Source organism: Bacillus sp. ISL-18, assembly GCF_018613415.1.
In the GTDB taxonomy this organism is placed as follows: Bacteria; Bacillota; Bacilli; order Bacillales; family Cytobacillaceae; genus Neobacillus.
Genome location: NZ_JAGGQG010000010.1, coordinates 478567 through 491668 on the forward strand (window position 1 = coordinate 478567; position 13102 = coordinate 491668).

The 13102-nt window shown below is 33.6% G+C and carries 15 protein-coding genes; 4 read left to right on the top strand and 11 right to left on the bottom strand.

From position 1 onward, the window contains the following. Window positions 1–608 precede the first annotated feature (608 nt). The 6 genes from J7E81_RS15555 to J7E81_RS15580 form a co-directional block, all read right to left on the bottom strand. The gene (locus tag J7E81_RS15555) at window positions 609–3389 is read right to left on the bottom strand and encodes a hypothetical protein (protein WP_215043573.1); all 2781 of its coding nucleotides are present in this window, start codon (window positions 3387–3389) and stop codon (window positions 609–611) included. Window positions 3390–3516: 127 nt separating this feature from the next. Then, entirely contained in the window at window positions 3517–4383 is an 867-nt protein-coding gene (locus tag J7E81_RS15560) for a hypothetical protein (RefSeq protein WP_215043575.1), read from the bottom strand. A 471-nt stretch (window positions 4384–4854) separates the two neighbouring features. Then, window positions 4855–5040, bottom strand: coding sequence for a hypothetical protein (locus J7E81_RS15565; RefSeq protein ID WP_215043577.1), 186 nt, complete (start codon window positions 5038–5040; stop codon window positions 4855–4857). A gap of 441 nt (window positions 5041–5481) precedes the next feature. Next, window positions 5482–5811, bottom strand: coding sequence for a hypothetical protein (locus tag J7E81_RS15570; protein ID WP_215043579.1), 330 nt, complete (start codon window positions 5809–5811; stop codon window positions 5482–5484). 14 nt (window positions 5812–5825) lie between these two features. Next, window positions 5826–6071, bottom strand: coding sequence for a hypothetical protein (locus J7E81_RS15575; protein ID WP_215043581.1), 246 nt, complete (start codon window positions 6069–6071; stop codon window positions 5826–5828). A 52-nt stretch (window positions 6072–6123) separates the two neighbouring features. Continuing rightward, entirely contained in the window at window positions 6124–6363 is a 240-nt protein-coding gene (locus J7E81_RS15580; RefSeq protein ID WP_215043583.1) for a hypothetical protein, read from the bottom strand. Between the two features lie 160 nt (window positions 6364–6523). Between J7E81_RS15580 and J7E81_RS15585 the strand changes: the two genes are divergently transcribed. Continuing rightward, window positions 6524–6802, top strand: coding sequence for a helix-turn-helix domain-containing protein (locus J7E81_RS15585; RefSeq protein ID WP_251028661.1), 279 nt, complete (start codon window positions 6524–6526; stop codon window positions 6800–6802). Between the two features lie 126 nt (window positions 6803–6928). Here J7E81_RS15585 and J7E81_RS15590 read toward each other — a convergent pair whose 3' ends face one another. Next, window positions 6929–7804, bottom strand: a complete 876-nt coding sequence (locus J7E81_RS15590) for a tyrosine-type recombinase/integrase (protein WP_215043585.1) — start codon at window positions 7802–7804, stop codon at window positions 6929–6931. A gap of 180 nt (window positions 7805–7984) precedes the next feature. Between J7E81_RS15590 and J7E81_RS15595 the strand changes: the two genes are divergently transcribed. Both J7E81_RS15595 and J7E81_RS15600 read left to right on the top strand, forming a co-directional pair. After that, window positions 7985–8683: a helix-turn-helix transcriptional regulator gene (locus J7E81_RS15595; protein WP_215043587.1), complete on the top strand. Its 699-nt coding sequence runs from the start codon at window positions 7985–7987 to the stop codon at window positions 8681–8683. Between the two features lie 83 nt (window positions 8684–8766). After that, entirely contained in the window at window positions 8767–9009 is a 243-nt protein-coding gene (locus J7E81_RS15600) for a DUF2626 domain-containing protein (RefSeq protein WP_215043589.1), read from the top strand. Window positions 9010–9080: 71 nt separating this feature from the next. On the opposite strand, the gene J7E81_RS15605 is transcribed toward J7E81_RS15600, so the two are convergent. Continuing rightward, on the bottom strand, window positions 9081–10175 hold the full coding sequence (locus J7E81_RS15605) for a class I SAM-dependent methyltransferase (RefSeq protein WP_215043591.1): 1095 nt from the start codon (window positions 10173–10175) through the stop codon (window positions 9081–9083). A 154-nt stretch (window positions 10176–10329) separates the two neighbouring features. After that, the gene (locus J7E81_RS15610) at window positions 10330–10965 is read right to left on the bottom strand and encodes an MBL fold metallo-hydrolase (RefSeq protein WP_215043593.1); all 636 of its coding nucleotides are present in this window, start codon (window positions 10963–10965) and stop codon (window positions 10330–10332) included. A 194-nt stretch (window positions 10966–11159) separates the two neighbouring features. Here J7E81_RS15610 and J7E81_RS15615 point away from each other — a divergent pair, with 194 nt between their 5' ends. Next, window positions 11160–11336 carry a DUF2759 domain-containing protein gene (locus J7E81_RS15615; protein ID WP_215043595.1) on the top strand — a complete coding sequence of 59 codons (177 nt, stop codon included), beginning with the start codon at window positions 11160–11162 and terminating at the stop codon, window positions 11334–11336. Between the two features lie 38 nt (window positions 11337–11374). On the opposite strand, the gene J7E81_RS15620 is transcribed toward J7E81_RS15615, so the two are convergent. Further along, complete coding sequence (locus J7E81_RS15620) at window positions 11375–11701, bottom strand: MTH1187 family thiamine-binding protein (protein WP_215043597.1); 327 nt, start codon at window positions 11699–11701, stop codon at window positions 11375–11377. 89 nt (window positions 11702–11790) lie between these two features. Next, window positions 11791–12936 (bottom strand): YqgU-like beta propeller domain-containing protein, encoded by a 1146-nt coding sequence (locus J7E81_RS15625; protein WP_215043599.1) that lies wholly within the window; start codon window positions 12934–12936, stop codon window positions 11791–11793. Window positions 12937–13102 lie beyond the last annotated feature (166 nt).

The following is a 13102-nucleotide window of genomic DNA, read 5'->3' on the forward strand; positions in this document are numbered from 1 at the left end:
CTCTGTAAAAATACAGAATCCTTAAATAAATGAGCGGATGATAATGCTGTCCCTGCTAAATATTCAATTGTATTGAGCTGCCTCTCACCAACTCTATCCTCACTGTTAAACCTCTATAGATCAATTGAATAAGTCAGTTGACCTATACAAATTTAACTCTTATGTATAACCCATTGAACACATGAAACTACACCATATTGATCAACATTCCACTTAATATACTTCTTCCTTGGTTCCTTTAATTCAATCTTGTCTTTGTTCTTTTCCAACTCTCTTCCCCTTTCAAAATTTCATTAAAAAATACTTGCATTCTCTTATTTTAGGGTTTATAATTGACACATAAGGTATATTAAGCCATAAGTATTGGTGTTTTTAAAATAAAAAATAAAACAAAAAAAAGACAGATAACTTCCCCTCAAAAGCCATCTACCCATTTGATAATATGTTAGGAAAGGGAAAAGTCACTTACTTTGCCTAATGCATTCAGTGCCACGACAATTGCTAGCTTCGTGTTCCAGCCCCCCCTCTTCCCTTAGTAGATAGGTATCCACCTAATAAAAAACGCTAGAACCCTTGTGCATCAAGGACTCTAGCATTATGCTAAAATATCAACCGTGACTTTTTTTGAAACAATTTAGGAATGTTTCTTTGTGGGCTTGATATAGACAATTCAACAAGTTTAATCTAAACGAATTATACTTCTTATCATCAATATCCTTCAATATGCTATACATTGTATCTGACTTAATCTTTAACTTGCTGATCTTCTTGAGGTAAAAACTTTTAGTGTCTGATAATCGTCTATTCTTCTCATTCTTATTTAACTTTTTAGAATGTATTGACTTTAATTCAGCATTCAAATCATCTACTAACACTTTAATCTTTCCCCTTTGTTTACGATTAGCTTTATCAATATTAACCTTACGCAAGAAATAATTAAAGTTCCAAGTATCTACACCTTCTGCGTCCTCTAGATTACTTAAAATGTCACACAAATAATCCATAGGTGTATTGTAGTGTGTAAACTCTACCCCTTCTTTCTTATCAATATACTTGAAGAAGTTAGGTTTCTTTCCATCGAATTTTTCTTCAATGATATTTCTAACAAATTTCTGTATATTTCTTAACTCACTGCCAATTTTAATTTTGTATTTACGCTTAGCGTTATCAATGGAACACATACTCAAAATAGTCAAAATATCAGTTTGCTTGTATATATCTTTATTTACTTCACCATTTTTGAAGTAATCCCAATATAGAGCATTACAAAGTTGCCCCTCATTAACAATACTACCTATTTCAGTGACTGCTTTGCTTAATATGTGATCTAATGCAGCCATTTGATTATCTGCCAATGTATATGGTGTTTTATCAGCTTCTAATTCATTTACACACACATTGTATTTTCCGTAACTTTTATTAGCTAGTTTCGTTAAACTTTGACTAAAGAAAATTGCTGCAACATCACTATCCCAATCACACCCTGATAATCGGTTCATAATGTTCTCTTTGCACGAATTGACTGCAATAATATTAGGTGATAAATTGAAATATTTCTCTATATCCTTGTTGAAAATACATTTACCAATCATAATATTTGATGCAGATGTATGAGGGTTTCTAAAAATGGTAAGTTCTTCACCAAAGGCATCATCACCAAACATTGTTGTATACACTTGATTACCAACTAACCCAATAGGTTCTGTAATTGTCTCACCTACCGCATGGTAAAGATAGTTAAGCGGTGATGAAAATAAGGTAGCATAGTCTCCAATCAGGCGAATATGTCCTCTTTTAATATATTTAACATGATTATATATTGTATCGGCTCTAAACTTTTTGAATGCACGGGTATGTATAATTTCTTTATCTTGTTGATACAAATCAATAAACATTTTATCAGATGAATAGAAATTAAGTTTATTATCCTCGATTTCTCCCTCGTCATTAGTATCCCCATAATCTAAATTCAATTTAACGTGTTTCATGAACTTTTCCGGGTCATCCTTCAAACCTTCAATATAATTAACCTCAAACTTTGATAATTCTTTTATATCGGCTGGCGAAGCCTCTAAACTGTTCACCATTTGGTATGATAAACTTTGTAACGGTAATCCATCTATTTCACCTTTACGATTAGTTTTATCATGTTTACAAACTCCCCAAATATTTCCCCCATCTGATACGACCTTTTTCCAATGTCCCCACATTCTAGACTGCCACAAATGTCCATGATCCTTTTCATTCTCACCATCAAGTTTAAATAAGTAACTGAATTTAAGGAATTTAATGCAAGTTGGGTTCAATATCATCTTTATGGACTTTACAGGCATCTCTTCATTAAACATTGATGTTACAGTCCAAGTTTCATAATCCTTACCATGTTCCTTAGCATAATCTTCAAAGAATAATTGCAGGTTTGTTGAAAATGCTGCTGCTTTTGTAAAATGGCTACGTAATAACATCATAGACTGATTATCATCATAAAATTCGCTATCGAGTAATGCTTCACCATCGAATATACTATTTTCGATTGGATGATTTTTAATTGGAACACTGTCTACTTCACCATTTATAGTCTTAATTACATTTACTTCTTCCGGTTCTTCCCATCGTGAGAAAACTTCATCAACAACAAGGATAGAATTAGGGTCAATTTTTATGATTTTCTCAATACTTGAAGTAACTAGTGCTTGGTATGCACTTAGGCTTGCTAAATCGACTGATTCACCAAGTTTGAATGGTAAAAACATTCTAGACCATGCAATCATTTTTTCTTGTAAAGATTCCTTCACAAATAAACATTCGCCCTTTCTGGACTTGCTAGAGCTACGTTTATACATCTTATACGAATCTCTAATTATTTCATCAGTGTTCTTATCCACTCGCATAATGGTAAATCCATTCTCATATAAGTTATGTCTTAGCTTCTCCTTACTTACTTTTGACCAATTATCAGGTAGATTCTTAATGAGTTGTTTTCTACTACGTTTATAGTGTCTAGTTTGATTAAACTGCTTAATTAGGGATAATTTTTCTTTATCAGACAAACTATCTTTCTTATCCTTATATTCCTGTTTAATATCATTTAATTGTTTAGTTGCATTTTCTAATTGATCAGTATAAATCTTTTCGTAACCATCTGTATCCTTAACAATGTTATTAAATTTTAAATTAATCACATCACGAGATAACAATTTGTTAGGATTCCTATTTGACGTGAAAGTATTAAGTCCTTGTTTTTCTAACTGAATCATTTCCAATGAGTATGGAAGGAATCCAACATAAACAGAATACAAATTTTTATCCCTGTTCATGTGTTCCCAAATATCACAAGCTTCAATTGATGGGATATAAACACCTTTATTAATTGTTTGATTATTTGTCATTTAGCTCATTCTCCTTTGATTAAATTCGGATTAATATTATATAATTATTAACAATATTGAGTATGTAGCATGTAAATGTTCGTGTTTTAGTTGATTTTTAAGTATAAAAAAAGAACTTATGTAATCATTAACAAATATCAGGTAAATTGCTTAAATCATCATTAAACTTTTCAGGACTATTCTTATTCCTTTGTTTACTTTTGCGTTCAGCCTTTCTATTGGCTCGGTTAGTTATTATTTGCATATCATCTTTATAATGAAATAGCCAACCATTCCATTGTGATAATCCTTTATCTTTATTAGCATATTTGCCATTATCCTCGAAGGTTATATGCTCATATCTATAACTACCTTCTCCACGTCTATGCTCATTCTTTTTCCTCCAAGAAACCATTAACTGATGCCTATTTAAGTTAATAATCATCCTATTAATCGTATCTTTATCGATTCCTAATATTTCGGACATAGTTTCAATTGCCATATAACAAACATTGTTCTTATTATGTTGGAGCCTCTGCACTAAACAATGTAAAGCAAAATGTTTCTCATCTAACTTTTTGTCCTCATACCCTTTTAACAATCTAAAAGAAATGTAGATATAGAAATCTTCTGCTTTATCAAATTCATTAAATATTGGAAATGATTCTCCTGGGCAAACAGTTATACTTAAAATTTTATCCTCTTTGATTTCTCCTTTTCCATCCAACAAATATTCCGATCTAGACGCACCAGCTATAGAAATAACCTTTGCTGCTTTTAACTTTTTCAATAACCCGAACACATCCTCAGTTGTATATCCTGTTTCTTTTCTAAGTAAGGAAATGGAAGTTAAAAAAGTATGTTCATTTTCCTGATTATGTAATCGAAATTTATATAATTGTAGATATAGATAAAACCCTTTATATCCACCCATTTTTTGAAATGTATTCATCTTACGTTCTGGTTGATCAAACCAACGTGAAGGAATACGAATAGATTGAATTGAATAATTCATTAGACTACCTCCATGATTAATATTTGAATAAGAAACAATTACAATAAACAAAACAATTATAAATTTTAGGAACGCAGTCACTTTTGCGTTTCTAATAGTATTAACTTTATTACTCTATATTTATTAACTTAATAACTACATCCCCATATCGCATTTTTTATCATTAGAAATCAGTTAAAAAAGCGTACCCTTTTAGGAAAATATCATCAGCCTATATTTCTTTAATACTATTCAACCCCTTGTCTCTCTAAGGCTGAAGACACTTTTCAATTCTATGTGTAGTACATCCCCATTTCGGTACTTTTTATCATCGTTTTTGTACGAATAAGACTGCCCCTTAGTATGTAAATATCACTGTTTTTGCAAAGCACATGTACCCTTTTCAGAAAATATCATTAAATATGTCACGGAGCCTTATACACCAACGTTTCTAGCTGTTATGTAAAGTGAAAATATCATTGAAATTGCAGGTTAATTATTTGATAATCGTTTATAATCATCAATTGCACTCTGCAACTCTTCGTTTTTAATGAACATTGCAAAAGTTTTATCGGTCACTGGATGTTTTGCTACAGTCAAAAAGTCAATTCCTTTAATATCCTTGATAAATGTGAACAGTCGTTTGTTGTAACAGAAAAAGATATCCGATTTATTCATTTTTGATCACCTCCTTCAGTACCCTTTTAAAACCCTAGTTTTATTTGATGATTGTTAAGTTAATTAATATTGCATTCCAATTTTAAAAAAATGAAAAATTGGATTGACTTATCATTGAACTGTCCGTATAATGTGATTTATAGGACGATAGACTATAAACTTATCAAAGAACTAAAAAATAAAAATAGGCAAAAAGAAATTACGAACTTGTATAATCGAGCACGCTTATTTGTGTTTCTTTATAAATATAGAGTTACCTTTAATTATATCAAGTTTTTACCAGTATTACAATATATTTTTAGATAATTTAGACTAGCAAATCTTTAGTTCAAATTCCTCTTTTTAACATTTTAAATGGTTAATATAATAAAGCTATGAATTGACCCCCTGAGATATACTTTTGGACTCCATATAAGGGGTCTTTTTTTGTCATCCAACCATTTAAATTAGTAGTTTGTTAATGTCTTGATCATTGTAAAAGGCATCTATAAGTTGATCTTTAATCTTGAATAGGCTTCCACTTTTGATAATATCAATTAACTCCTCTTTTTCCTTCTCACTGAACATACCACCTAAAATTTGAAATGCGAATGTTTCCATTATAAATATGGAATCAAACTGTTTCATGTTTGTTAATGCTCGAATGATTTCCTCTTTATTGTCCTTCACACATTCCCTTAAGAAATTTTTAATACTTGGTTTCTTTTTTGCCATGCCAACCTTATAAGCTTCTTCTAAATTAACCATTGCCTCATTCATCATTGTTTCCATATTATCTCCCCCTGTTAAATGAATGGTATTGGTTTAACCTTTATAAAACTCCCCAAGGTTTCCATATAGAAATTAACTTCATCGTCACAAACTCCAAACTGATGTATATCGTCTTCTATTTCATCTTGAAACTCTTCAAACTCTGGACTATCTTTAATTGTTTGAAGGAACTGGACATATTGCTCATCTAGATTTTTATCTTGTTGGATAATAAATTCTGTTCTAATGATCAATTGTCTGTACAGTTTTAAATCAAACATTTATAATATCCTCCCTAATGATTACCAAAGGGGGAATAATCCCCTCATTTAATTAGTAAGCTAAAGTTTCCTCATCGATTTCAATTCCGTCTTCATCTGCCACTGTTAACTGATTGACTTCTGGTGCAAAATAAGATGTTAATTCAATTTGCTCTCCTGTTGCTGTAGTAAATGATAATTGACATTGGATAGATGTTTTAATGGCTGCTTCAAGTTGCTGTTTATTCATTCCTGTAAAACCGAATACCTCTAAATTGTTAATGTTTAAAGTGATCATGTTTTCGTTCATCATTATGTAACCTCTCCCTTTTTAACTTATTTAGGTTAACTCATTTAGTTTAACCTGTTGAGTCAAATATACACCCATTTAATTCCATAGTCAACACACTTAACCAAAAAAGTTTTACTTATTGCGTTAAATTTTCTATAATGTATTCAAGGGGTGATTATATATGGAGTCAACATTAATGATTGATAATAATTTTGTTGCTAATCTAAGCGTAACAATTGAACAATTAGGAATAACAAGAAATGCTTTAGCGGTAGAAGCAAAAGTAAGACCTTTAACCATTAATGAAATAGTAAGTGGTAAAGCAAAACAAATTAACTTTGTTACACTTAATAAGATACTGGAAGCATTAAACAGGATTTCAGAAGAAAAAGGGTTAGAAAAAAAATATTTAGTTTCAGATGTATTTGAATATGCAGACACAAAAAAGACGGATAACTAAATCCGTCTTAATTTTATTTCTAAGTATTCTATTCATTGATTACAGTCGTATAAATACATTTCAGTTATAAATACCCTATTTTGATTAAAGTTGCTCAGATTGACGATATGAAAGCCTAATAAGGTGTCATGTTGATAATGGACTATGTTTAGATGCCCTTTCCAATATTCTTTTATCAGCAATTGATTCTAAATACCGTTGAGTAGTCGAGATTTTCATGTGTCCGACAGTCTTTGAGAGTGTATAAATATCAATCTTCTCAATCATGTTCTGGATGTAGAATCTCCTGAAATTATGGATTGTTTTTGCTACATCAATATCCAATACTTCCCCCATTTCTTTTATCAACTTGACCAATGCGAACCTCGTTACATTCCTTCTGTATCTGCTAACAAATAATAGATCGGATTCATGCCCTTCCATGTATTCCTTCCGTATCCTCAAATACTTATTTAACTGTACCTTTAATACCTTGCTTAATGGCACATATCTAATTTTATTACCCTTACCCATTATTCTAATAGCGTTATTACTTATGTCAGTAAGTTTGATATTTCTCATTTCAGAATTTCGAACGCCTGTTTCCGCTAAACAAATAATCATTGTCTTATTCCTCACAGGCATAAATTTATTACCTTTCCAATAATTCAACATCTTGTGAATATCTTCCTTATCATAAGCTGGAATAATAGGTGGCGGAGATTTCAATAATTTAATTTTAGCCCAAGGACTTTTTTCAATAATCTCTTCTTCTATAAGCCAATTAAAGAAAGGACGAATATGTTGTATCTTTGAATTAATACTGTTAGCTTTGCACCTAGTCTTTTCATCAAGTATCCATTTACGTAAAAAAGCAGAAGCAATTTCCTCAACATCTTCTACATCATTTTGGTTACAGTACCTAATAAATTGATTTAAAAGTACCCTTTTTTGTCGTATCGTTTCGACAGTGTAACCATCTGCTTCACATACTAGTAAGTACTCTTCTGCTAAGTCTTTCATTGTACCATCAACATCTCCTATATAGTTAACTTGATTAGTACAATTCTGTGAAAACCCTATAATACCAAGGTTTTTGTGAACATTTTCTAAACATATAGTGTTAACATTGTTAACTTCATTCCTTTGTTATTTCGCCTGTATTATAATGGAATAAATTATGGGGGTTCGAGGTGAACAGTGATGGAACAAACATTAAAAATAACAAACGTTTTGTCAGATCCAACACGTTACTACATTTATCAATACATTACAAAACGCCATCAAGAGGTAACAGTTCAAGAGGTGGCTGAAAATTTTAATATTCATCCAAATGTAGCACGACTACATTTATCAAAACTAGAGGATGTTAATATGTTAGCATCTGAAACAAAGAAAACAGGAAAAGGCGGCAGACCAAGCAGACTATACCGTTTATCCGATGATGTTATCCAGCTGCATTTCCCATACCGCGACTACATGCTTTTATCAAAAGTAGCCATTCAGACGATGATATCACTCGGTGAAGCTGGTAGAGAAGCACTGTTTATGACCGGTAAACGATTTGGAACGGAAATAATTGAACAGGAACTGGCAAAGCGAGCATTGGGTGATGATCTGACATTCGATCAAAAGCTGACGATTTTAAAAAGCGCTGCCACTCTTGCAGGATTTTATCCAGAGTTTGAAGTGGGCGGTGACCAATCAAAAATTTACTTCCAAATTTTTAATTGTCCATTTAAAGAAATTGCTGAGGACCACACTGAAGCAGTTTGCAATATGCACCATAAATTTTTAAAGGGAATGTTTGAAGCTTTATTCGATTCAGTTGAATTGATCGAAAAAGAAAACATGATTTCAGGCTGTGAGACATGCTCTTATCAAGTGCTTGTGTCAAACTAATTCGAGTCTGATGTTTACATTATGCCTCCTTTTACTTTATAATATTGTATTGATGGTATCGCAGGTTAAAAGGGGGTATACATATGGATCGCATGTTCAGAGTTTGTGGTTTTTGGACTGGTATTTTTACCGTATTTCTCTATCTGGGTGGTCTGGATAGAACAGCCATGCTATTCTTGGCTCAAACAGGATTTTTTGTCCTGCTTAGCTACCTAAAGCTTTCCGAACGTATGTATATGTATGTATTCGGAGCATATTTAACTATCTTCTTCGTTGGCTTTACTTATTGGACAACGTTCATGATGCCGCTAGGCGGAGGAGAGTAATAAGACCGTGGGTGTATAGAATCGTATTCTAACGCCGCAAAAAAAAAAAACGCCGGTGCTCCGGTGTTTTTTTATTCCAAAAAAACGTCCTGTTCACTTAAATGGAGGCCTTTTTGTTGGATTATGATATGAAAATATGTGCTCATCCCTGACGGCATTATTAAACTGCGTATGGCACGATTTCTTCTGCTCACCTCGGAAAAAGGATTAGGATCATAATGTTCCTCTAACTCCTTCAAAATACCTGCCTTTAAAAGAAATTCATCCTGCCTTAGTTTGGTTAGCAACTCGAGCTGATACTTCATCCCTTTTTGGATAAGCTGATCAAAGTGGATATGGGTGGTTATGTCCATTTCCCCTGGATGCAAAAAGACATTGTCTATCATCATATGTTGGTGGTATCCTCTTAGACTCCCTTGTTTGCGCTGGGGAGCTGCCCACTCCTCATTGGTATAGCCGTAATCCGCAGTTACAACAAAACCTTCCTTTAGGACCTTTGAAATATCCTCCATCATGGTCTCCATTGCTAGGGGAATCTCAATCCGTTGTTTTTCTTTTATATCCAGATGACTTTCTGCAAGAAATGAAAGGATCGCTTGATTCGTTAATGGTTCCTTCTGTTCAAAAAGCTGTCCGTCCTCTGACATTCCCACCATTACTTCCACAAGTTCACCGTTTATTTTTTCAATCACATGAACCGGAAGAGCATCAAAAAGTTCATTGGAAAAAACCATGCCGGAAAAAGGTTCAAGCGTTGCAAGGCTCTCCACTTGAACAAGGGAAAGGTGAGGATGAAGTAATTCACTTTGTTGCTTGCGATGGTAAGGACTACTCTCCACTATTAAATAGGTAATGGGTGTTCCAAATGATTTTTGCCACTCTTGTAAAAAGGCATTGGCAAAACGGCCGGTTCCAGCTCCAATTTCACAAAAAACAGGAGGCAGTTTAGTTTTTTCACAAATATAAAAAAACCATTTTGCCAAAAGTCTGCCGTACACGTCCGAAATATTGCTCGTAGTAATAAAATCCCCTTGCCTCCCGATTTTAGGTTTATCCTTCATATAATAGCCTAATTCCGGATGATAAAGGACAGCTGAAATATAATCAGCATAAGTGATCAGCCTTTTAGGTGAATTAGCAATTAGTTTCTCTAAATAGGTAATCATAATAACTCCCTTTAAGTCTTTAAGTTAGCATCGTTGACATAGTGTAAACTTTATTATATTTTAAGTCAGTAGCTTAAAAATCATCATTTTTAAATAAAAAGAACCTCCCTAGAAAAGACCCTTCTTTTTAGTGAGAAGGGTCTTTCTTATTATTCTAAAATCCATTTAAAAATGGGTTGCTGTCCATTTCCTCTCCTATGGTGGTTACCGGACCATGGCCTGACAAGACGTACGTTTCCTCTGGCAAACTTAGCAGCTTGTCATGAATACTTTTCAAAAGCTGTCCTGAATTCCCTCCAGGTAAATCAGTACGGCCGATCCCCCCCTGGAATAAAGCATCACCGGAAATAACCACATCATTTCCCTTGAAATAATAAGAAACACTGCCAGGTGAATGTCCTGGAGTATGGAAAACCTGAAAAGAAAATCCGCCTATTTCCATGTTTCCTTCATTATGTATAATATGATCCGCTGATTTAACTATGATCGGTTCAATTTGCATAAATAGTTGCGAGCCATTCAACCTTGGGTCTTCAAGCCATTTTTCTTCCTGTTTGTGGACGTAAACGGGAACTTTATAGGTATCCCTAACAACATCCACAGCACCAATATGGTCAAAATGAGCGTGTGTTAATAGGATTGCCATCGGCTTTAGTTTTCTTTGAGTCAACAAGTTAATCAATTTTTTCCCCTCTTCACCCGGGTCAATGATTAGACAAGTCTTATCAGGATTTTCAACAATATAGCAATTCGTTTGCAGGGGTCCTAAAGGAATTTGCTGCCATTTCATAAAATTGTTCCTCCCATACATAAATACATCAGGTTAATTTTACACTAAAGAACATAGGAGAGAAAGCCGTTTAATCATTGCTGTATTTTTTGCCTCGACAAATTGAAGAAAAAAATATAAAATAGGAAACGAATGGATATAATATAGTTACATAATTTTTGGAAATCGCTTTTACGAAAAAGGGGGAATAAAAAATGGGTTTAGTTATTATTTTTGCTCTTGTAACAATCCTTGCAGCCTTCGGCGGTTATAGCTCACTGAAAAATAAGAACTTCTTGGCTGCTTTTTGGGGTGTAGCTTCATTTCTAGTTTTCGGCTGGTTTACAGTCATGACGATCATTGAATCTGGGTTTCCAACTGGAACTCACTAATCGAAATAAACAAAAGACTGTCCGCTGACAGTCTTTTTTCATTTATCCTCGTTCTCATTTACAAGGCTGTTAACCCGTTCAACCTTATATTCCATGGTTCGCTTCACATCTCTGCGGTCATCAATTCGAATGGATGTCGCAACCCGCTTAATCCCCTCGGAAAAGGGAACCTCATGCATTGCCTGAATGACTTCAAACAGAATTGGCAAGTCTCCTTCAATAATTGTATTCATCGGTGTTAATTGGAACTTAATTTTCTCTTCTGCTTCATAGTTTTTTAAAATCTTTTGAATACTAGCTACATACTTGCTTACACTTGGCGTTTCAGTCCCGATAGGAATTACTGTTACATCTACAATTGCCATTAGATATCACCATCACTTTAGCATTTTTTTATCCCTTTGTGATTTTACCATAACTGTTAACAAAGGAAAAAAGAATGACACTTTGATTGTCATTCCTTTATTAAATCGAAGCTTTTCTTTTTGTTTAAATCAACTAATTTTTCATAACTATTCCCTAATAGAACTGTATCCCCAGAGGGTGAAATTGAAACAGGAACATTGTCCAATCCTCCCAAGATCAATTCACTGCTGCCTTTCTTTAGATCATAACGAATAAGTTGAAAACCCTCTGTATAGGTATCCGCCTCCCCACTTGTAAGCGGACTAAGGGTGATAAATTGCTTTTTAAGTTCGCTATAATCATAAAAAGGGACCAGCCAATCTGAAAACTTCGCTAACTGCGGTATGGAAAAGCTTAATAATTTTTTTTGCTCTTTATTAAAGAATGAATAGTTCGCCATAGACGGCTCCCCTTCTTTTACAGCCACCGTCATGAGCATTTCTCGATAGGCATCAAATTGAATAATCTTCGAAAAAACAGTCTTGTCCTCATCACTACCTAATTTTTTCATTACTAAAGGCGCAACTAACGATGGACTAGTTTTGTCCCAATCCAGATAAGCTACTTCATCCTTTTCTATCCATTTCATAAATGGCTGTGGAAGATTTAGTTCAGCTGTACTAGCATTAGTAAAGTCTAATAAATATACTTGAAAGCTCCAGTCTTCTGCGAATTTTGTGATGATAACCTGGCTTTCATTATAGCGATTCCATTCAAAATCTAAATCGTACGATGGAAAAGTCTTTTTTAACCGCTCCTTCCCATTGGAATCAATAATTGTTACCAGGCCCTGATCAGGGTTCGGTGATGAGTGAATTAACAGATACTTCTTGGATGGGCTTATTTGGACATTGACGATCGGATGCTCGGTTTGATAGATTAATTTACTTTTTCCGGTTAATAAATTATATAGAAAAAGATTTGACGTTTGGTTTAAGTTCGTTACATAGAAAATTTGTTGGTCGGTATACCAGCCTGCAACCTTATAAAACTCACCTTGACCTGCGGGAATTGATATGGGCAGTTTCCATTCGCTAGCAATGGAAGCTGTCGGTACTTTAGTCTTGTTATTTGGGATTGGATTTTTTTGTTTAGGCTGTTCCTTTGCAGCACATCCACCTAAGAAGAGAGACGACAAAATAAAGAGTAGCAAAATAAATGCACGATTCGCTTGTTTAAATTTGTTCCTATTCATCAAGTCGTCTCCTCCTATCCCATATTGGTTACGACGTTAAATTCACGAAAAGGTTTCAACATTTATACCTTTTATGCTAAATAGGAAAAAAGCCGTAGATACCCGGCTTTTTTTAATTAATCGTTTGTCAATGGATGATCCGAGAGACCCCATCAATATCTGAATT

Coding starts and splice junctions, on each gene's coding strand:
- J7E81_RS15555 (WP_215043573.1), bottom strand. CDS start 3,389: ATGACAAATAATCAAACAATTAATAAAGGTGTTTATATCCCATCAATT.
- J7E81_RS15560 (WP_215043575.1), bottom strand. CDS start 4,383: ATGAATTATTCAATTCAATCTATTCGTATTCCTTCACGTTGGTTTGAT.
- J7E81_RS15565 (WP_215043577.1), bottom strand. CDS start 5,040: ATGAATAAATCGGATATCTTTTTCTGTTACAACAAACGACTGTTCACA.
- J7E81_RS15570 (WP_215043579.1), bottom strand. CDS start 5,811: ATGGAAACAATGATGAATGAGGCAATGGTTAATTTAGAAGAAGCTTAT.
- J7E81_RS15575 (WP_215043581.1), bottom strand. CDS start 6,071: ATGTTTGATTTAAAACTGTACAGACAATTGATCATTAGAACAGAATTT.
- J7E81_RS15580 (WP_215043583.1), bottom strand. CDS start 6,363: ATGATGAACGAAAACATGATCACTTTAAACATTAACAATTTAGAGGTA.
- J7E81_RS15585 (WP_251028661.1), top strand. CDS start 6,524: ATGGAGTCAACATTAATGATTGATAATAATTTTGTTGCTAATCTAAGC.
- J7E81_RS15590 (WP_215043585.1), bottom strand. CDS start 7,804: ATGAAAGACTTAGCAGAAGAGTACTTACTAGTATGTGAAGCAGATGGT.
- J7E81_RS15595 (WP_215043587.1), top strand. CDS start 7,985: ATGGAACAAACATTAAAAATAACAAACGTTTTGTCAGATCCAACACGT.
- J7E81_RS15600 (WP_215043589.1), top strand. CDS start 8,767: ATGGATCGCATGTTCAGAGTTTGTGGTTTTTGGACTGGTATTTTTACC.
- J7E81_RS15605 (WP_215043591.1), bottom strand. CDS start 10,175: ATGATTACCTATTTAGAGAAACTAATTGCTAATTCACCTAAAAGGCTG.
- J7E81_RS15610 (WP_215043593.1), bottom strand. CDS start 10,965: ATGAAATGGCAGCAAATTCCTTTAGGACCCCTGCAAACGAATTGCTAT.
- J7E81_RS15615 (WP_215043595.1), top strand. CDS start 11,160: ATGGGTTTAGTTATTATTTTTGCTCTTGTAACAATCCTTGCAGCCTTC.
- J7E81_RS15620 (WP_215043597.1), bottom strand. CDS start 11,701: ATGGCAATTGTAGATGTAACAGTAATTCCTATCGGGACTGAAACGCCA.
- J7E81_RS15625 (WP_215043599.1), bottom strand. CDS start 12,936: ATGAATAGGAACAAATTTAAACAAGCGAATCGTGCATTTATTTTGCTA.